The sequence below is a fragment of the Pseudonocardia sp. TMWB2A genome (assembly GCF_017312135.1).
Map to the genome: position 1 here is coordinate 2623216 of NZ_QKQY01000002.1, position 19541 is coordinate 2642756.

General features: G+C 75.3%; 15 protein-coding genes. 12 read left to right on the top strand and 3 right to left on the bottom strand.

What is annotated here, in order from left to right; genetic code table 11:
• Positions 1 to 21 precede the first annotated feature (21 nt).
• Positions 22 to 909, bottom strand: coding sequence for a DUF6474 family protein (locus DMP17_RS27170; protein WP_337830983.1), 888 nt, complete (start codon positions 907 to 909; stop codon positions 22 to 24).
• Between the two features lie 156 nt (positions 910 to 1065).
• Here DMP17_RS27170 and DMP17_RS27175 point away from each other — a divergent pair, with 156 nt between their 5' ends.
• Together DMP17_RS27175 and DMP17_RS27180 are read left to right on the top strand one after the other, a co-directional pair.
• Positions 1066 to 2793, top strand: coding sequence for a TM0106 family RecB-like putative nuclease (locus tag DMP17_RS27175; protein ID WP_337830984.1), 1728 nt, complete (start codon positions 1066 to 1068; stop codon positions 2791 to 2793).
• A gap of 39 nt (positions 2794 to 2832) precedes the next feature.
• On the top strand, positions 2833 to 4641 hold the full coding sequence (locus DMP17_RS27180; protein WP_337830985.1) for a gamma-glutamyltransferase family protein: 1809 nt from the start codon (positions 2833 to 2835) through the stop codon (positions 4639 to 4641).
• A 70-nt stretch (positions 4642 to 4711) separates the two neighbouring features.
• Here the strand turns inward: DMP17_RS27180 and DMP17_RS27185 are convergent, their stop codons facing one another.
• Positions 4712 to 7531, bottom strand: a complete 2820-nt coding sequence (locus tag DMP17_RS27185; protein ID WP_337830986.1) for an MFS transporter — start codon at positions 7529 to 7531, stop codon at positions 4712 to 4714.
• 2 nt (positions 7532 to 7533) lie between these two features.
• Positions 7534 to 8019, bottom strand: coding sequence for a MarR family winged helix-turn-helix transcriptional regulator (locus DMP17_RS27190; protein WP_226354514.1), 486 nt, complete (start codon positions 8017 to 8019; stop codon positions 7534 to 7536).
• 124 nt (positions 8020 to 8143) lie between these two features.
• Between DMP17_RS27190 and DMP17_RS27195 the strand changes: the two genes are divergently transcribed.
• From DMP17_RS27195 to DMP17_RS27240, 10 genes are all read left to right on the top strand, one after another.
• A complete protein-coding gene (locus DMP17_RS27195) occupies positions 8144 to 8425 on the top strand; it encodes a DUF4326 domain-containing protein (protein WP_226354515.1) in 282 nt (93 codons plus the stop codon).
• Positions 8422 to 9669, top strand: a complete 1248-nt coding sequence (locus DMP17_RS27200) for a cytochrome P450 (protein ID WP_226354516.1) — start codon at positions 8422 to 8424, stop codon at positions 9667 to 9669. Before DMP17_RS27195 ends, DMP17_RS27200 begins: the two co-directional genes overlap by 4 nt.
• Before the next feature lie 53 nt (positions 9670 to 9722).
• Complete coding sequence (locus DMP17_RS27205; RefSeq protein WP_337830987.1) at positions 9723 to 10283, top strand: cupin domain-containing protein; 561 nt, start codon at positions 9723 to 9725, stop codon at positions 10281 to 10283.
• 109 nt (positions 10284 to 10392) lie between these two features.
• The gene (locus DMP17_RS27210; RefSeq protein WP_226368088.1) at positions 10393 to 10833 is read left to right on the top strand and encodes a hypothetical protein; all 441 of its coding nucleotides are present in this window, start codon (positions 10393 to 10395) and stop codon (positions 10831 to 10833) included.
• Between the two features lie 8 nt (positions 10834 to 10841).
• On the top strand, positions 10842 to 11720 hold the full coding sequence (locus DMP17_RS27215) for a DNA-formamidopyrimidine glycosylase family protein (protein WP_062399136.1): 879 nt from the start codon (positions 10842 to 10844) through the stop codon (positions 11718 to 11720).
• A gap of 32 nt (positions 11721 to 11752) precedes the next feature.
• Positions 11753 to 12964: a sensor histidine kinase gene (locus tag DMP17_RS27220; RefSeq protein ID WP_224401013.1), complete on the top strand. Its 1212-nt coding sequence runs from the start codon at positions 11753 to 11755 to the stop codon at positions 12962 to 12964.
• Positions 12965 to 13087: 123 nt separating this feature from the next.
• Positions 13088 to 13975 carry a S49 family peptidase gene (locus tag DMP17_RS27225; RefSeq protein ID WP_337830988.1) on the top strand — a complete coding sequence of 296 codons (888 nt, stop codon included), beginning with the start codon at positions 13088 to 13090 and terminating at the stop codon, positions 13973 to 13975.
• A 171-nt stretch (positions 13976 to 14146) separates the two neighbouring features.
• A complete protein-coding gene (locus tag DMP17_RS27230; protein ID WP_374228799.1) occupies positions 14147 to 14995 on the top strand; it encodes a LytR/AlgR family response regulator transcription factor in 849 nt (282 codons plus the stop codon).
• Positions 14992 to 17766, top strand: a complete 2775-nt coding sequence (locus DMP17_RS27235) for a hypothetical protein (RefSeq protein WP_337830989.1) — start codon at positions 14992 to 14994, stop codon at positions 17764 to 17766. The genes DMP17_RS27230 and DMP17_RS27235 overlap by 4 nt, the downstream gene beginning before the upstream one ends.
• Entirely contained in the window at positions 17763 to 19520 is a 1758-nt protein-coding gene (locus tag DMP17_RS27240) for a sodium/solute symporter (RefSeq protein WP_226354523.1), read from the top strand. Before DMP17_RS27235 ends, DMP17_RS27240 begins: the two co-directional genes overlap by 4 nt.
• The last annotated feature ends 21 nt before the right edge of the window (positions 19521 to 19541 follow it).

Consider the following 19541-nt stretch of genomic DNA (forward strand, 5'->3'; position numbering starts at 1 on the left):
GGGCCCACAGGAGCGGCGGTCTCAGGAGCGGACGCCCAGGTGGTCGAGCAGCCGCACCTCGATGCGGTCCAGGTCGGCCGACACCGTGCGGTACGCGGCCTTGCGCCGGGCGGCCGGCATGTTCTCCGCGGCCCGGACGGCGGCGGCGAGGTCGTGCAGCCGCGGCTCGGTCTCGTCGGCGAACCGCTTCGCGGCCTGGTCGCGCTCGACGGTCCCGTCCTCGCGCAGCTCGGAGATGGTGCGCGCGATCCGGGACAGCCGCGCGTGCAGCCGGCCGCCGGGCCCGGAGTAGCCGCCCAGCTCTTCCGGGGACACGCCGAGGCGCCGGGAACGGTGGTCGTCGAGGCGGTGGCGCAGCGACCCGGCCGCGGCCATCGCGTACGGCGCCAGCAGCGGCGCGAGGATCTTGGCGACGCCCAGGTAGCGCTGCACCTTCCTGGCGTTCCACTCGCGGGCGACGCGGTCGCGCTCGGCCTGCTTGGCAGCAAGGGTCTCGCTCTTGAGCCTGCCCTTCTCCGCGGCCTGCGCCGCCTTCGCCTCGGCCTTGCGGGCGCCCGCGTCGGCCTTCGCGGCCGCCTTGGCGACCTTCCGGTCGGCCGAGCGGGCCTTGAGGTCGGCCGAGCTCAGCAGGCTGTTCGCGGTGGCAGTGCCCTCGCCGACGGCGCGACGCGTGCTGCGCGCGGCCCGGCGGCCCGCCTTCTCCGCCCGCCGGGACGCCGCCTCGGCCTTCTTCCGGGCCTTCACCGCACGCTGGTGCAGCTTCTCGGCGGCCTTGTCGGCGGTCTCGCGGGTGTACTCGAGGGTCTGGACCGTGGCCGACTGCACCCGTTCCGACGCGTCGACCGCCGCCTCCTTGGTCGCCGCCGCGGCGCGCTCGCCCGCGCTCGGCTTCCTGCGCAGCAGTCCCATGTCGTGTCCTCCCGGGTCGGCTCGGCAGATGATCGCCGTGTCGACGCAGCCTAGGGCCCCGCCCACCGCACGCGCAGGACCGACACCACCCGGGTGGGGGAACGGGGCGTCACGCGGATCCGGTCCTGTCGGGGGTGGTCTCTACCCTCGGGAGCCGTGAGCACCTCGACCGGACCGCGTACCGCACCCCGTGTCCTGCTGGACGCGGCGGCGCTGAGCGGGTGCCGCCGCCGGGTGCACCTGGACCACGACCCGTCGGCGGCGGAGCGGCCGCGGGGGCTGCCGGACCCGGCGATCGAGCAGCGCCGGGCCGACGCGGGGGCGCACCGGGTACGGATCGGCGAGCTGCTCGCGCGCACCTGGGGCGCGGACTGGGCGAGCACCTGGCCCGACGGCGCGGCCGGGCCCGCCGGGGCCGGCGCCGGTCCGCGGGCGGCCCGGGCGGAGCGCACGGCCGAGCTCGTCGCGGCCGGTGCGCCGCTGGTCTGGGGTGCGGTGCTGCCCGTCGACGGCGACCGGCGCGGCACCGCGGAGCTGCTCGTGCGCACGCCCACCGGGGGCTACGTCCCACTGCTCGTCGTGCGCCGCCGGATCACCGATCCGGGTGAGGGCGCGCGCACCACCGCCGTCACCGACCCGTGGCCGCAGCGCGCCCGGCACGACCCGGACCGCAAGGTCCGCTCCCAGCCGCGCGACCTGCTGGCCCTGGCCCAGCTGACCCGGCTGCTGGAGGCCGCGGGCTGGGCGCCGCCCGAGTCGGCCCCGCGGCTCGGCGGGGTGATCGGGCTCGACGCCGACGTGGTCGTCTGGCACGACCTGCGGGCCGGGCACTGGCCCGGCGGCCGGTCCACGCTGGAGGAGTACGACGCGCGGTTCACCGACCGGGCCGCCGTCGCCCGGGCCGCGGCGACCGGCGGGCCCGCGCTCGCGGCGCCGTCGCGGATCACCGAGTGCCGCCGCTGCCCCTGGTGGCCGACGTGCGAGGCCGAGCTGGAGCAGGTCGACGACGTCAGCCTGGTCGCCCACGGCGAGACGGCGCGGCTGCTGCGGGAGTCGGGCGTCGCGACCGTCGCGGGGCTGGCCGCGCTGGACCCGGCGGACCCGCCCGCCGAGCTGACCGGCCCCCTGCCCGGGCCGCCGTTCACCGACCTCGTGGCGCTGGCCCGTGCGCGCCGTCAGGGCCTCGCCGTCGCCCGCCGGGTGCCGCGGGTGCCGGTCACCCGCGCCGACGTCGAGGTCGACGTCGACATGGAGAGCTTCGGCGAGTCCGGCGCCTACCTGTGGGGTGCGCTGCTGACGCTGCCCGGCGGTGCCCGTGACGGGGACCCGGAGCCCGGCTACCGGGCGTTCGCGACCTGGGACCCGCTGCCCACCCGCGACGAGGGCCGCTCGTTCGGGGAGTTCTGGACGTGGTTCGCGGGCCTGCGCGCCGCCACGCTCGCGTCCGGGCGCACGTTCGCCGCCTACTGCTACAACGAGCAGGCCGAGAACCGCTGGATGATCGCCTCGGCGCAGCGGTTCGCCGGGATGCCCGGGATACCGACCGAGGCCGAGGTGCGCGCGTTCGTCGCGGACCCGTGCTGGGTGGACCTCTACGGCGTGGTCTCCACCTGGTTCCTGTGCTCGCAGGGCAAGGGGCTGAAGAAGATCGCTCCCGCCGCCGGGTTCTCCTGGCGGGACCCGGAGGCGGGTGGGGAGAACTCCATGCGCTGGTACCGCGACGCCGTCGCGCTCGACGGCGGCGAGCCCGACCCGGTCCAGCGGGAGCGGCTGCTCGGCTACAACACCGACGACGTGCTGGCCACCCACGCCCTGCGCGAGTGGATGTCCTCGGACCGGGTGCTGGAGGTCCCGCTGGTGAGCGAGCTGCGCGACCCCGCCTGAGGTCCGCGGGGCACGCGCGAGCGTGTGAGGATCCGGGTCGTGGCACCCAGAGGACACGACCGGATCGGGCCGCACGGCGCGGTCAGCAGCACCCACCATCTCGGCACCGCCGCCGCGGCCACGGTGCTGGCGCGGGGCGGGAACGCCTTCGACGCCGCCGTCGCCTGCGGGTTCGTGCTGCAGGTGGTCGAGCCACACCTGTGCGGGCCGGGAGGTGAGCTGCCCGCCGTGTTCGTCACCGCGACCGACCCGGTCCCGCGGGTGCTGTGCGCCCAGGGCGTGGCACCGGCCGCCGCGACGGCCGACCGGCTGCGCGACCTGGGCTGCACGATCGTCCCCGGCACCGGCCTGCTCCCGGCGACGGTCCCCGGGGCCTGGGAGGGCTGGCTGACGCTGCTCCGCGACCACGGCACCTGGGAGCTCGCGGACGTCCTCGCACCGGCGCTCGGCTACGCCGCGGGCGGGTTCCCGATGGTCCCGCGGGTGCCCGCGGCCATCGGCACGGTCGCCGACCACTTCCGCACGCACTGGCCGTCGTCGGCGGCGACCTGGCTGCCCGACGGCCGGGTCCCCGCCGCGGGCGAGCTGGTGCGGCTGCCCGCGCTGGCCGCGACCTGGCGCCGGCTGCTCGACGAGGCCGTCGGCCCGAGCCGGGAGGCGCGCATCGACGCCGCCCGCGACGCCTGGTACCGCGGGTTCGTCGCCGAGGAGATCGGCCGGTTCGCCGCGACCCCGGTCCGGGACGAGACCGGGCGCGACCACACCGGCCTGCTCACCGCCGACGACCTGGCCGGCTGGTCGGCGCACTACGAGGACGCGCTCGTCGCCGACGCCGGGTCCGGCTGGTCGGTCGCGAAGTGCGGCCCGTGGTCGCAGGGGCCGGTCCTGCTGCAGCAGCTGCGGCTGCTGGCGGGCCTGGACCTGGAGCTGCCCGGCGGTGTCGCGACCCTCGACACGGTGCACGCCGCCGCCGAGGCCGCGAAGCTCGCCTTCGCCGACCGGGAGGCCTGGTACGGCGACGGCGCGACCCCCGACCTGCTCGCCGACCTGCTCTCCGACGCCTACACCGACGACCGGCGGGGCCTGATCGGCCCGGCTTCGGACGGCGGGCTGCGACCCGGCTCGCCGGGCGGGCGCACCCCCCGGATCGGGGACTATGCGGCGACCCCGGGCGCCGGGCGCGGCTCCGGGACGGACGGGCCGGGCACCGGCGAGCCGACGGTGTCGCGGGACGGCGTCGCCCGCGGGGACACGGTGCACGTCGACGTCGTCGACGCCGCCGGGAACATGATCTCGGTGACGCCGTCGGGGGGCTGGCTGCAGTCGTCGCCGACGATCCCGGCGCTGGGCTTCTGCCTCGGCACCCGCGGCCAGATGTTCTGGCTGGAGGAGGGGCTCGCGAGCACGCTGGCGCCCGGGCGGATGCCGCGCACGACGCTGTCGCCGTCGCTGGCGCTGCGCGACGGCGAGCCCGCGCTCGCGTTCGGGACGCCGGGTGGGGACCAGCAGGACCAGTGGCAGCTCGCCTTCCTGCTCGCGCTGATGCACGGCGGACTGGACCTGCAGGCCGCGATCGACGCACCGACCTGGCACTCGACGGCGTTCCCCGCGTCCTTCGCGCCGCGCGGCTGGGAGCCGCACGGGCTCGTCGTCGAGTCCCGGCTCGGGGCCGGCACCCTCGCCGGGCTGACCCGCCGCGGGCACGTCGTGGACGACGCGGGCGCCTGGGCGCTGGGCCGGATGTGCGCGGTCGGGACCGGCGCCGCCGTCCCCGGGGGCGGCGGGCCCGGGACGCTGCACGCCGCGGTCGACCCCCGGTCCGGGGTGGGCGCGGCGATCGCGCTGTAGACGGCGGAACGCCCCGCCCCTCCCGCGACGGGAGGAACGGGGCGTTCCACGTGGAACACGGACGGGTGGGTCAGCGGTGCGCCTCGCCGCGCAGACCCTGCTCGCCCTCCCGGACGTGCCGGCCGTTCTGCAGCCCGTTGCCGTTGCCGTTGCTCGACGCGGACCCGTTGCCGTTCGTGGACGCCTGTCCGTCGAGCGGGAGCGGGAACTCCACGTCGGAGTGGGTCACCCGGCCCGGCTCCAGCGCGACCACCGTCGCGACCGGGGCGTAGCCGCTGGTCGCGAGGGTGTAGCTGCCCGCGGGCAGGCCCTCGAACGCGAAGGTCCCGTCCGGGCCGGACAGCCGCGACCCGACGACGGCGCCCTCGGCGTCGATCAGCGTGGCCAGTGCGTGCGCCACCGGGTGCCCGTCGGGCGCCGCGGTGACCCGGCCGGTGAGCCGGGAGCGCTGCGGCAGCCGCAGGTCCTGGACCGCCGTGCCGGAGCCGGGAACCTCGACGCCGACCGCCACCGGGTCGACGCCCTCGCCGGCCGCGGTGAGCGTGTAGCGCCCGGCCGGGACGCCGTCGAGCGCCCAGCGGCCGCCCTCACCGGACCGGCCGGCCGCGGCGACGTCGCCGCCGTGGTCGATCAGCGAGACGGTGACCCCGGGCAGCGGGGTGCCCGCGGCGTCGAGCACGGTGCCGCGGATGCCGCTGCTGACCGACAGCCGCACGTCGTGGCGGACCGGCTCGGTGCCGACCGAGACCGTGGCGGCGTGCGGCGGCAGCGCCGCCGAGGCCGCCACCACCAGGAAGCGTCCGGGCTGGTCGACGGCGATGCGGTAGTGGCCGTCGCCGTCGGACGTGGTGCGACCGACCTGGTCGCCGGACAGCCGGGTGACGGTGACGACCGCCCCGGGGACCGGTGCGCCGGTGCCGCCCTGGACCCGTCCGGTGACGGCCGGGCCGTCGCCGTTGCGGGAGTGCAGGTGGTCCAGGCCCGCGGCCGCGGCGGCGTCACCGACGGTGCCGTTGTGCGGACGCGGCTGGGGCTGCGGCTGGGGCGCCGGGTGCGGCGGCTCCTGCCGGGCGACGACGGGCAGCGGCGTGGTGGGCGGCGCGATGTCCGCTCCGCGCCCACCGCCGTCGACCCGGCCGGCCGGGGCGGGGGCCGGGGCGACCGTCGCGAGCGCCTCGGTCGGGACCGACGCGGCGGCGCCACCCTCGCCCGCGGCCTCGGCCCGGGCGGCCTGCGCACCGGACATGGTGCGCAGCGGCAGCTCCTTGATGAACAGCACCAGGACGAAGGCCACCGCGATCACGCAGGCCGCGATGAGGAACGCCAGCGTCATCGCGCTGGTGAAGCCCTCCTGGAACGGTGCGGCCAGCCGCGGGTCGATCCGCTGCAGGAACGAGGAGTCGGCCAGCACCGAGGTGGACAGGCCGCCGGCCTGACCGGACTGCAGCGCCCCGACGACCTGCGCGTTGGCCGGGTCGGCCGCGACGGCGGGGTCGGTCAGCGCGGCCCGGAACGAGCTCGTGCCGAGCGCGGCGCGGATGGCGTCGGCGATCTTGTCGCCGGCGGTGGAGAACACCACCGACAGGAAGATCGCGGTGCCCAGCGTGCCGCCCATCTGCCGGAAGAACGTCACCGAGGAGGTGGTGACACCCATGTCGCGGGCGGGCATCGCGTTCTGCACGGCGAGCACGAGGGTCTGCATGCACAGACCCAGGCCGAGACCCAGCAGGGCCATGGTCAGGTCGAGCTGCCAGATCGGGATCGACGGCGTGACGGTCTGCCACAGCAGCACCATCGCGATCGTGATGAACGCGGTGCCGATCACCGGGAAGATCTTGTAGCGGCCGGTGCGCGAGGTCAGCTGGCCGGAGAGGATCGACGCGACCATGATCCCGCCGACCAGCGGCAGCATCATGAAGCCGGCCTCGATGGGCGTCGCGCCGTGCACGATCTGCAGGAACTGCGGCAGCAGCGCGATGCCGCCGAACATCGCCATACCGATGAGCAGGTTGAGCACCGAGGACAGCGAGAAGATGCCGGTGCGGAACAGCCGCAGCGGGAGCAGCGCGGCGTCGCCGTAGGCACGCTCGGCCAGCAGGAACAGCAGCAGGCCGACACCGCCGATGACGTAGCAGACCACCGCCGACGTGGAGCCCCAGCCCCACTCGCGGCCCTGCTCGGCGATGATCAGCAGCGGCACCAGGCACAGCGCCAGCGCCAGCGCGCCGGGCCAGTCGATCCGGGCGGGTCGCGGGACGTGCGGGATGTTCAGCACCCGGTAGACGACGACCAGCGCGACGAGCCCGATGGGCACGTTGACCAGGAAGATCCAGCGCCACCCGTCGATGCCGGCGATGGTGTCGACGCCGGACAGCAGGCCGCCGATGACCGGGCCGATCACGCTCGAGGTGCCGAACACGGCCAGGAAGAAGCCCTGGTAGCGGGCACGCTCACGCGGCGGCACGATGTCGCCGAGGATGGTCAGCGCCAGCGACATCAGGCCGCCGGCGCCGAGGCCCTGCAGCGCGCGGAACGCGGCCAGGGAGTACATCGACCAGGCCAGGGTGCAGGCCACGGACCCGATCAGGAAGATCGTGATCGCGGTCATGAACAGCGGCTTGCGGCCGAAGATGTCGGAGAGCTTGCCGTACAGCGGCGTGGTGATGGTGCTGGTGATGAGGAAGGCCGTCGTCGCCCACGCCTGCAGGTTGAGGCCCGACAGGTCGTCGGCGATGGTGCGGATCGCGGTCGAGACGACCGTCTGGTCCAGGGCGGCCAGGAACATGCCCAGCATCAGTCCACCCAGGACGGTCAGGATCTGCCGGTGCGTCAGCTCGCCGTCGCCGGAGGTGGCGACGGGGCGCTGCGCACTGGCGGCAGCGGTGGACATTCTCAGGACTCCTGTGCTTCGAAGGTCTGGTAGTCGTCGAGGAAACGGCCGAGCAGGCCGGTGAGGGCCTGCCGGTCGTCGGGGCTCCACGAGGCCAGCACGGTGGCGATGACGTGCGCGCGACGGCGTCGCTCGGTCTCGATCACGCGGACGCCCTCGTCCGTCGCGGCGAGAAGGGAGGCGCGCCCGTCGCCGGGGTCGGCGCGCCGCTCGATGAGACCCGCCTTGACCAGGCCGGACACCTGCCGGCTGATCGTGGAGGGGTCGGAGTGGAAGGTGGCGGCGACCTCGCCGGCCCGTTGCGGGCCGCCGAAGTGGAGGTGGGCCAGCACGTGGTAGCCGGCCATGTCGACGATCATCTCGGGTCGGTGCCGTTCACCGGACCGCTTCACCTGGCGGACCAGTAGGAACAGCTCCCGGACGATCGAGTCGGCGAGCTCCAGGTCGGCGTCGGCGGGCTCGGCGGTGGCAGCCTGTGCGGTGCTCATCGCGGACCCCCTCTCGGTAGTGCATGTATCACGCAACTAGTTGACTCGCGCAAGCATGCGCCGGTGCGTTGCGCAATGCAAAGCGATTGGCCGTGAGCTGCGCCACCTGATTACGGTGCGGATCGTGAGCACTCCACAGCGGATCCGGCTGCGTCGCACGAAGGGGTGGCGCAAACCCGACGGCGCGGTGCTCGTCACCCGGCCCGGACCGTGGGGCAACCCCTTCGACGTGCGCGAGATGGGGCGGGCGCCGGCCATCGCCGCGCACCGCCGCTGGCTGCTCGACGAGCGCCCCGACCTGGTCGAACGGGCCCGGACCGAGCTCGCGGGCAAGGACCTGTGCTGCTGGTGCGCCGAGGACGTGCCCTGCCACGCGGACACGCTGATCGAGGTGGCGAACCGGTGAGCGGCCCCGATGGGGTCGACCCGGACGGGATCGACACCGACGTGTTCGACCCGCGTGTGTTCGCCCGCGGGGTGCCGCACGACGCGCTGCGGCTGCTGCGCGACACCGTGCCCGTCTCCTGGCAGGACGAGCACGCCGTCGGCCCGTGGCCGGCCGGACCCGGGTTCTGGGCCGTCACCCGCTACGACGACGTCCGGCACGTCCTGCGCAGCCCGGCCGACTACTCGTCGTCGCTCGGGGCGACGCAGATCCGCGACCCCGACCCGGGCGATCTGCCGTTCCTGCGCCGGATGGTGCTCAACATGGACCCGCCGGAGCAGGTCCGGCTGCGGACGCTGGTCACCGGGGCGTTCACGCGTCGGCGGCTGGAGGGGTTCGCCGCCGCGGTGCAGCGCCGCGCCGACGCGCTCCTGGACGCCGTGCGCGTCGGCGGCGGCTGCGAGCTCGTCGGGCAGGTCACCGACGAGTTCCCGCTGCAGAACCTGTCCGACCTGCTCGGCGTGCCGGTCGAGGACCGCCCGATGCTGCTGCACTGGACGAACCGGGTGATCGGCTACCAGGACCCGGACCACGCGGCCGAGGGCCCGCCGGTGAACCCGCGCTCCCCGGCCGCGCTGGCCGACATGTTCGGCTACGCCGACGCCCTCGCCGAGCGCAAGCGCGCCGAGCCCGGCGACGACGTCATGACCGCGCTGGTGCACGCCGAGGTCGACGGCCGCGCGCTCACCGGCCCCGAGCTGCACATGTTCTTCTTCCTGCTGGTCATCGCGGGCAACGACACGGTGCGCAGCGCACTGCCGGGCGGGGTGCTCGCGCTCGTCGGGCACCCCGACGCCTACGCCCGGCTGCGCGCGGAACCGGAGCTGCTGCCGTCGGCGGTCGAGGAGATCCTGCGCTGGCACCCGCCGGTGCTGACGTTCCGCCGGACCGCCACCCGCGACCACGTCCTGAACGGGGCGGAGATCGCGGCGGGGGACAAGGTCGTCGTCTACCACTGCTCGGCGCACCGCGACGAGCGCCGCTTCGCCGACCCGGACACCTTCGACATCACCCGCACCCCGAACGAGCACCTGGCGTTCGGGCAGGGGCCGCACCTGTGCCTGGGCGCGCACTTCGCCCGGATGCAGATGCGGGCCTTCCTCACCGCGTTCCTGCGCCTGCCCCCGGCCCGGCTCGACGGCGAGGTGCGCCGTCTGACCTCCAACTTCATCAACGGGACGACCCGGCTGCCGCTCGCGTGGTGATCGGCCACTAGCGTGCGGTGCGATCACGCATCGCGCCCGGAGGGACACCGCCCGTGCCGCTCGCCCGTCACCTTCTCGGACCGGCCCTGCTGGTCGCGACCGCCGCCCTGCTCGCGGGGTGCGCCCAGCCGGGGCAGCTCGGCCACGAGTCCGACGCCGCACCCTCCGACGGGACGACCGTCGAGATCGTCCCGGCCGACCGGTCCGCGGCGCCGACCACGTCCGCGGCCGCCCCCGGTGGCCCCGAGGTTCCTGGTGCGACCGCGGCCCAGGCGGGATCCGACGCGGTGGGCCGCCTCGACCGCCCGGTCGACATCTCCACGCCCGGCCCCGCCGAGCTGCTCGTGCGCACCGAGGTGCTGCAGCCGGGCCAGGCCAGCGGCTGGGTCCGCCACCCCGGCACGGTGATCTCCGTCGTGCGGTCCGGCACGGTGACCGTGCAGCGCGCCGACTCCTGCGAGCCGCGCCCGTTCGGCCCGGGGGAGGCGTTCTTCCTGGAGGACGGCAGGCCCAACGAGCTGCGCAACGACGGCCCGGACCCGGTCGTGCTGACCCGCTCGGAGCTGCTGGCCCCCGGCGCCCCGGAACGCGAGCCCGCCGAGCCCGCCTGCTGAGGCCCCTTGCCCGTCCCCGCACCGCCGGGTGGCCCGCGCGCGGATACTCGGTTCTGTCGGCCCCCTGTGGGAACATCGTGGGCGGTACCGGGGCAGGGGAGCGGACACCTTGACGACGAAGACGGTCATCGCGGCGGACTACCGCGAATGGCAGGTGAGCCGGCGGATCGAGTGGACCACGCCGGCGGTCGGTGACGAGTTCGAGCACGACGTCGACGCGGGTAACGGCGCGGTCGTGCTGATCCTCGGCACACTGGTGTTCTTCTGGCTGGTCCTCATCGTCTGGGTGCCCAGCGGGGTGGTCTTCCCCTGGTTCTACTGGCTCGTCGTCATCGTCGGACTGGGCTTCTTCCCCTTCCGCTGGCTGCTGCGCAGGCCGTTCACGATCACCGCGAAGACCCAGGGCGGCTACGACCTGCCCCCGGAGAAGTGGACGGGCATGGTGCGCGGGCTCGCCACCGCACGCGAGGAGACCAAGGTGGTCGTGCGCAGCCTCAAGAACCGTTCGACGCCCGGCCACGCGGACAGCCCGCTGCAGCCGATCAACTAGGAGTCGCGGTGCCCGAACTGCCCGAGGTGGAGGCCCTGGCCCACCACCTGCGTGAGCACGCCGTGTACCGCCCGGTGGCCCGGGTGGACCTGGCCTCGATGAGCGCGCTGAAGACGTTCGACCCGCCGGTGTCGGCGCTGGTGGGCCGGGTGGTGACCGGGGCGTCACGGTTCGGGAAGTTCCTGTCGGTCGACTTCGACGACCGCCCCGACACCGGCCCGCTGCACCTGGTCACGCACCTGTCCCGGGCCGGCTGGCTGCGCTGGCACACCACCGCGGGCGTCACCCCGCCCAAGCCGGGCCGCGGCCCGTTGCAGCTGCGGGTGCACCTCGACCAGGTCGGCGGGCCGGGCTTCGACCTCACCGAGCAGGGCACCCAGAAGCGGCTCGCCGTCTACCTGGTGGACGACCCGGCGCAGGTCCCGGGCATCGCGAAGCTGGGGCCGGACGCACTGGAGCTGGGCCGGGCCGGTCTCGACGAGCTGCTCGACGGCGACAACCGCAGGCTCAAGACGCTGCTGGCCGACCAGTCCACGCTCGCCGGCATCGGCAACGCCTACTCCGACGAGATCCTGCACACCGCGCGCCTGTCGCCCTACGCCACCGCGTCCCGGCTCGACGCCGCCGCCCGGGACACCCTGTTCGAGTCGCTGCACGCCGTGCTGTCCGACGCGGTGGCCCGCTCGGTCGGCCAGGGCGCCGCCGAGCTCAAGGGGGAGAAGCGCTCCGGGCTGCGGGTGCACGCCCGCACCGGGCTGCCCTGCCCGGTCTGCGGCGACACCGTGCGCGAGGTGTCGTTCGCGGAGAGATCGTTCCAGTACTGTCCGACCTGCCAGACCGGGGGGAAACCGCTCGCCGACCGCCGCCTGTCCCGGTTGGTGCGCTAGTGGCGGGCGCGGGAACGGGGGTGCTCGCAGTCGTGGACGGATCCACCACGCTCACCCCGTCCATGGCGCTGCTGCTCGTGGTGGCGGTCGTCGTCGGCGTGGTCGCGGTGTTCTTCTTCCTGTGGCAGCGCAACCGGCGCAACACGATGGTCTCGCCGCTGGCCAAGGCCACGTTCTCCGCGCTGCACACGGTCGCGCTGGCCGCGCCGGTGCTGCGCGAGGGGCTGTCGTCGCGCTCGGCGTCGCAGGCGCTGCCGTACCTGCGCCAGCTGCTGGAGACCACGGCGATGGCGATGACCGACTCCCGCGGGACGGTCCTGGGCTGGGACGGCACCGCCGACCAGCACCAGCAGGACGTGCAGACGCTCGCCGACACGGTCGTCCGGACCGGCCGGATGGAGCTGATGAGCCACACCTCCATCAAGTGCAACCAGCCCGGCTGTGAGGTGCGGGGGATCGTCGTCGTCCCGCTGGAGAGCGACGGCAACATCATCGGCACGCTCGCCGCGCTCACCCCGTCGACGGCGGGACCCCCGGTGCTGCGGGCCACCGGCGAGGTCGCGCGCTACGTGTCCAGCCAGCTGGAGCTCGCCGAGCTCGACGACTCCCGGGCCCGGCTCAACCGCGCCGAGGTCCGCGCCCTGCGCGCCCAGATCTCGCCGCACTTCGTCTACAACGCGCTCACCACGATCGCCTCGTTCATCCGCACCGACCCGGCGCGGGCCCGTGAGCTGCTCATCGAGTTCGCCGACTTCACCCGGTACTCGTTCCGCTCGGCCGGTGAGTACACGACGCTGCTCGACGAGCTGAACAACATCGAGCGCTACGTCCGGCTGGAGAAGGCCCGCTTCGGGAACCGGCTCAACATCAAGCTCCAGATCGACCAGGAGGTGCAGAACGTCGTCCTGCCCTTCCTCGCGCTGCAGCCGCTGGTGGAGAACGCGGTCCGGCACGGGTTGTCCGGCAAGCCCAACGGCGGCACCGTCACCATCCGGGCGGAGAACGCCGGGTCGGAGTGCGTGATCGTCGTCGAGGACGACGGCGTCGGCATGGACCCGGCCCGGCTCAACGAGGACCTCGACGACGCCCACCTCTCCGGCGCGCACGTCGGCCTCGGCAACGTCGACGACCGCATGCGCTCGGCCTTCGGCGACAACTTCGGCCTCGTCGTCGACACCAACATCGGCGCCGGTATGAAGATCACGCTGCGGGTGCCGAAGTTCCGGGCGGGCATCCGGGCCTGACCGGCGGGCATCCGTGGGACCCTCCGGCGATCCGATGGGCCGTACGGGTGACCTGGGTGGTCGCGAGCTGTGCCGATCCGGTCACACCACGTCACCCTGTGCTCGCGCGTACGGTGGGACGGCATGGACGTCCTGCGTATTCCCGCGGCGGTGAGCTCCCGTCTGCCCGGCAGGCTGGGTGAGTCGGTCGGCCCTCCGGTGGTGTCGGTCGTGCGGATGCAGGGCGTCATCAGCGCCCAGGCCGCGCCGGTACCGCGCCAGGTGCTGAGCATCTCCTCGATGGAGAAGGTGCTGGAACGGGCGTTCGCGCCCGAGCGGCTCGCCGCCGTCGCACTGGTGATCAACTCCCCGGGCGGCTCGCCGACCCAGTCCCAGCTGATCGGGGACCGCATCCGCTCGCTGGCGGCGGAGAAGGACGTGCCGGTGCTCGCGTTCTGCGAGGACGTCGCCGCGTCCGGTGGCTACTGGCTGGCCTGCGCCGCCGACGAGATCTACGCCTGCTCCACCTCGATCGTCGGCTCGATCGGCGTGATCAGCGCCGGGTTCGGGCTCGACGGCCTGATCGAGCGGTGGGGCGTCTCCCGGCGGCTGCACACCGCGGGCGGGTCGAAGTCGAGGCTGGACCCGTTCCTTCCTGAGCGGTCCGAGGACGTCGCCTGGCTCACCGGCCTGCAGGAACAGCTGCACGACCGGTTCACCGGATGGGTGCGCGAGCGGCGCGGCGACCGGCTCGCGACCGGCACCGAGCTGTTCGACGGCGAGGTGTGGCTGGGCGAGCGGGCCCGCGAGCTGGGCCTGGTGGACGGCATCGGCAGCGCCCACGACGTCCTGACCGAACGCTTCCCCGACGCCGAGCAGCGCCCGGTGGAGCAGCGCAGGCCGCTGCTCGCCCGCCTCGGCGCGGGCGGGTCCGCGGCCCAGGCCGGCCTCTCCGGCGGTATCGCCGGGGCCGGGCACGAGCTGCTCTCCGCCCTCGAGACGCGGGCGGCGTGGGCCCGTTACGGGCTGTGACACCGGTGACCGTGCGTACCACGGCCGAGCTGCACCCCGTGTCCGGACGGTCACCGATCCGGTTCGTGCCCTGGCATCACGCGCGTCGGCACGTCACCATGGTCGCGGCGCCGGGCGATCATCGAGCGGATGGGCTTCCCGGCGCAGGCCCGGAAGCAGGATGAGGAGATCGTGGACAGCAACGACACCACTCGCGGACTGGTCGTTCTCGCGGTGGACGACGAGCAGCCCGCGCTCGAGGAGATGGCCTACCTGCTCGACGAGGACCCGCGCGTCGCGACGGTCCTCAAGGCCGGCGAGTCCACCGAGGCCCTGCGCATCCTGAACGGCCGCCGGGCCGGGGCGGCCGCCGGACCCGGAGCGGGGGGCGGCGCGGACGTCGCCGAGCAGACCGACATCGACGCCGTGTTCCTCGACATCCGCATGCCCGGTCTCGACGGCCTGGAGCTGGCCCGGGTGCTGCAGAACATGGCCGTGCAGCCGGCGATCGTCTTCGTCACCGCGCACGACGACCGCGCGGTCGACGCCTACGACGTCGGTGCCATCGACTACCTCCTCAAGCCGCTGCGCACCGAGCGCCTCTCCGCCGCACTCGACCGGATCCTGTCGACCCGGCGCAGCGGGCCGGTCGAGACCGTGCGCGAGGAGACCGGCGGCGACGACGAGGTCATCCCCGTCGAGCTGGCCGGCACCACGAAGCTGGTACCGCGGTCCGCCGTGCGCTACGTCGAGGCGCAGGGCGACTACGCCCGGCTGCACACCACCGAGGGCAGCCACCTCGTCCGGATCCCGCTGTCGGTGCTCGAGGACCGCTGGCGCGACGCCGGCTTCGTGCGCATCCACCGCTCGTTCCTGGTGGCGCTGCCGCTGGTCACCGAGCTGCGGCTGGCCGGGTCCGGCTACGTCGTGCGCATCGGATCCGGCCCGGAGACCGCTGAGCTGCCGGTCAGCCGTCGGCACACCCGTGAACTGAAGGACCGCCTCGTCCGCGCGACCAAGCAGGCGTGGAGCCAGAGGTGAGCAGGTCCACCGGCGGCGTCTCGCCGTCGGTGCGTCCGCAGTCCGACCGGGCCGCGGACGATCTCGACGGGTCCGACCGGCCCGGCACCGAGCCCGACGCGACGGTCGCCGGGTCCCGCGCGGACCAGGGCTCCGCCGCGCCCGAGGAGCGTCCGGACCCCGTACGGTCGCGCCCGTACCCCGACGGCGCCGTCGCCGGTCTCGACGCCTGGAACCCGGCGCTCGAGCACCGCAACCGCCGCGTCGCCCTCGCGCCGGAGCCGTCCGGGAACGCCATCCCGACCCAGCCGCGTGGCTCGTTCGCGTCCGGTCCGCACCCGCGGCCGGCCGGTGGCTACGGCGCGCCCGGGTCCGCCGCCCCGTCCGCCGCGCTGCCGCACGGCCCGGTGCCGGGGTCCGGTGTGCCTGACGACCGTGGGCCCGCGCCGGATCGGCCGGACGCCGGTGGCGCCCCGTCCGACCATTCTGCTCCGGGGGCCTCCTCCGGCCGGCCCGGCCCGGCCCGGCCGGTCGCCGGTGCGTCCGGCCCCGAGCGGTCCGGGTCCGACCGCGCCGGTGGCGGTTCCGTGCCGAGCCCCGGCCCCCGTCCGACCCCCCGCCCGGAACCGACCCCCCGCCCGGAACCGACCCCCCGCCCGGAACCGACCCCCCGCCCGGAACCGACCCCCCGCCCGGAACCGACCCCCCGCCTGGAATCGACCGCCGGTCCGGAATCGACCGCCGGTCCGGAATCGACCGCCGGTCCGGGACCGACCGCCGGACCGGGGCCCGAGGGGGCCGTCGCGCGCGCTGCCGGTGCTGCTCCGGCTGCGCCCGCACCCGCCGCGCCCGCACCCGCCATTGGCCCCGTCCCCGGCGGCCCGACGCCCGACAGCGCCGCGCCCGGTGACACCGCCTCCGCTTCCGCCCCCGGCAACCGCGTCCACGGCCGCCCGGATACCGGCACCCGGGCGCCCGGCACCCAGGGACCGGGCAGCCAGGGACCGGGTAGCCAGGGACCGGGTAGCCAGGGACCGGGCACCCAGGGGCCCGGCGACCCGGGCTCCGGCGACCGGGCCGTCGGTGACCGGGACGCGACCGCAGCGACCGGGGGCCGCGCCGCCCGCCGGGCCCGCCGCGCGGTCGAGGAACCCGCCGACGACAGCGGCGCCGGCTGGCTCCAGGCCGAGATCGCCCGTCGCGTCGCGGACCGGGCCGGGGGGACCGGCCGTCACGCCCGCGTCGACCCGGCCGGGACGCGGCCGCGGGACGGCGGGCAGCCCGACCACCACGACGCTCCGGCCCCCGATGTCGACCACACCGACCCGCCCCGCGGTGCGGCCGCCCGTGGCGTCGCGAACCCGGCCGGAACCGCTGCGGCCGCCGCGCCGTCGCCCGCCGCCCCGGCCGCCCCCCGCCCGCACGACGACGCCCGGCACGACGGCACCCCGCGGGACGACGCTCCGCGGGACAACGCCCCGCACGACGGCGTCCGCACCCCCGACCTCCGCGACCCGGATGCCCGCGACTCCGACGACCCCGACGCGCGCGAGACCTACGCCCGGCCCGTCCACCCCACCCGCTCCCGCCCGGCCCGGACCCGCACGAACCTCGTGCCGGACCCCTACGCCCCGGAGGGTGTGCGCCCCGGCGACGGCTGGCCGTCCGCCCCGGGCGTGACCCCGGCACCGGGCGTCGCCGACAGCGGGAAGCAGTGGCCCCCCTCGAGCGGCGGCTCCGGCCTGCCCCAACGCGTCCCGGGCGCGACGTCGTGGTCGAACACCTGGTCCCCCGACCGCAGCGCGCTCCTGGCGGGCACCACCGACACGACCGGCGCCCCCGGGACCGCGGGCGCGACCGGCACGGCCGACGCCACGGACAGCACGACCGGCGCCGACACGGCCCGCGGCCCGGACACGGCCGACACCCACGGCACGGACGGCACCGGGATCCGGGCCCGTACCGGGACCGGGGACACGACCGTCGTCGCACCGGCCGACCGGCCGCGTCCCGAGGAGTCCCCCGAGACCCGTCCGGTCCCCACCCGCTGGTCCGCGGCGGGACGGCGCGGCCCCGTCGCACCGATGCCGTACCGCCCCGCGGACTCCGACGACCGCTTCGGCGTCGAGGACGCCGCCGCCGACCGTGCCGACGACGAGCTGGACGACGACCTCCCCGACGAGGACGAGCTCGACGAGGAGCTCGACGAGCTGCGCGGCGGCCCCCTCGAACGCACCGAGGTCATCTGGCGCGCCCCCGAGGTCGACGTCGTCGCCCCGGCTCCCGAGCCCTCGGTCGAGCCCGGGCCGGAGCCGTTCGCCCCGGCCGCCGCCGCGCCCTACACCGGGGCCCGCCCGCGCCCGTTCTCCGCGGAGCCGACCGACCCGCCCGCCGCCGTCGAGGAGCTCGACGACGCCGACGGCGAGGGGCCCGGCGCCGGACGCGTCCGCGTCGTGCTCTCCGAACGCCGCTCGACCGCGCAGTCCTCGCGCGGGCTGTCCGACGTGCAGGACCCCGGCGCCGTCGGCACCCTGCTGCGCAACTCCCTGGTCCGCACCCAGCTGCTGCTCGCGCTGCGGGTCAGCGTCGTCGCGCTGATCGGGCTGGGCGTGCTGCCCGCGCTGTTCATCGCGGTCCCGGTGATCGGTCAGGTCGAGGTGCTCGGCATCCGGCTGCCCTGGCTGCTGCTCGGCGTGCTCGTCTACCCGTTCCTGCTGGGCCTGGGCTGGTGGTACGTGACCTCCGCGGAGGCGGCGGAACAGGACTTCGCCGACGACGTGGCCGATCGATGAGCCTGACCGCGATCCTGTCGCTGGTCGCGATCGTCCTGGTGGCGGTCGCGTCCGCCGTGATCGGCTCCGTCGCCCACCGGACCCGGTTGACCTCGGACTTCCTCGTCGCGTCCCGGTCGGTGCCGTCACGGCTCAACGCCGGCGCGATCTCCGGCGAGTACCTGTCCGCGGCGTCGTTCCTCGGCATCGCGGGCCTGATCCTCGTCCAGGGCGTCGACGCGCTCTGGTACGCCGTCGGCTACACCGCCGGCTACCTGTTCCTGCTGCTGTTCGTCGCCGCGCCGCTGCGCCGGTCGGGCGCCTACACCGTCCCCGACTTCGCCGACGCCCGGCTCGCCTCGCCGATGCTGCGCAAGGTGTGCGCGGCCGTCGTCATCGTCATCTGCTGGCTCTACCTGCTGCCGCAGCTGCAGGGCGCCGGGCTGACCGTCGGCATCGTCACCGGTCTGCCCGACTGGATCGGCTCCGGCGCGGCCGGGGTGATCGTGGTCGCCACCGTCGCGCTCGGCGGGATGCGGTCCGTGACGTTCGTCCAGGCGTTCCAGTACTGGTTCAAGCTGACCGCGCTCGCCGTGCCCGCCGTGATCGGCCTGGCCGTGTGGCTCGGCGACGGCCACACCTTCGCCCGTGACGAGCCGCCGGAGTTCCGCGAGCCCACGACCGTCTCGGTCGCGACGCCGGTGACGCTGGAGGCGCGGCTGGCCGTCGACGTCGTCGCCCGCGGCACCGTCGACGGTCAGGCCGTCGACGGCCCGCTGCGCTGGGTCGCCGGGTCCACCCACGAGGTCACCGCCGGGACCGAGCTGCGCTTCGCGGCGGGCGACCCGGTACCGGTCACCCGCGGCGCCCCCACCGACGACGAGAGCTGGCTGCGCCCGTTCACCGGCTCCGAGCAGCACCAGCTCCTCGCGACCTACTCGCTGATCCTCGCCACGTTCCTAGGGACCATGGGCCTGCCGCACGTGCTCGGCCGCTTCTACACCAACTCCGACGGCCGGGCGGCCCGGCGTAGCGCCGTGCTCGTCCTGGCGATGCTGGGCGGCTTCTACGTGCTGGTGACCCTGCTCGGCGTGCTGTCGCGGGTCTACACCCCGCAGCTGCTGGTCACCGGCCGCACCGACGCTGCGGTGCTGCTGCTCCCGACCGCGATCCTGGGCAGCGGGCTGCTCGGAGCGCTGGTGGGCGGCCTCGTCGCGGCGGGGGCGTGGGCCGCGTTCCTCTCGACGGCGTCGGGCCTGCTGGTCAGCCTGGCCAGCGTCGTGTCCACCGACGTGCTGCCCCGCCACGGCCGGATGACCCGGCGCTTCCCGCTGGCGACGGTGCTCGCCGGGGTGCCGCCGACGATCGTCGCGCTCGTGCCGACGGGCCTGAACTTCGCCGAGGCCGTCGCGCTCGTGTTCGCCGTCGCCGCGTCCACGTTCTGCCCGCTGCTGGTGCTGGGCATCTGGTGGCGTGGGCTGACCGACGTCGGCGCGATCGCCGGGGTCGTCGTCGGCGGGGTGGTGTCGGCCGGGGCGGTCGTCGCCGCGCTGGCCGGCGCCGACGTCTCCGGGCTCGGCCCGTCGGCCGGCTGGATCGGGGTCCTGCTGTACCGGCCGGCGATCGTCAGCGTGCCGCTGGCGTTCGCGACGATGGCGCTGGTCTCCTGGTTCACCCGGGCGCGCCGCCCCGCCGATGCCGGCCAGGTGCTCCTGCGCCTGCACGCACCCGAACGACTGGGTCTCATGCGGGACCGATTGGACGACAGGGCCTGACGGCTCTCCCCCGAACGGGTC

Bases quoted from the DNA above. Each gene is read 5' to 3' on its own strand.
- DMP17_RS27240 (WP_226354523.1), top strand. From the start codon at position 17,763: ATGAGCCTGACCGCGATCCTGTCGCTGGTCGCGATCGTCCTGGTGGCG.
- DMP17_RS27225 (WP_337830988.1), top strand. From the start codon at position 13,088: ATGGACGTCCTGCGTATTCCCGCGGCGGTGAGCTCCCGTCTGCCCGGC.
- DMP17_RS27190 (WP_226354514.1), bottom strand. From the start codon at position 8,019: ATGAGCACCGCACAGGCTGCCACCGCCGAGCCCGCCGACGCCGACCTG.
- DMP17_RS27170 (WP_337830983.1), bottom strand. From the start codon at position 909: ATGGGACTGCTGCGCAGGAAGCCGAGCGCGGGCGAGCGCGCCGCGGCG.
- DMP17_RS27185 (WP_337830986.1), bottom strand. From the start codon at position 7,531: ATGTCCACCGCTGCCGCCAGTGCGCAGCGCCCCGTCGCCACCTCCGGC.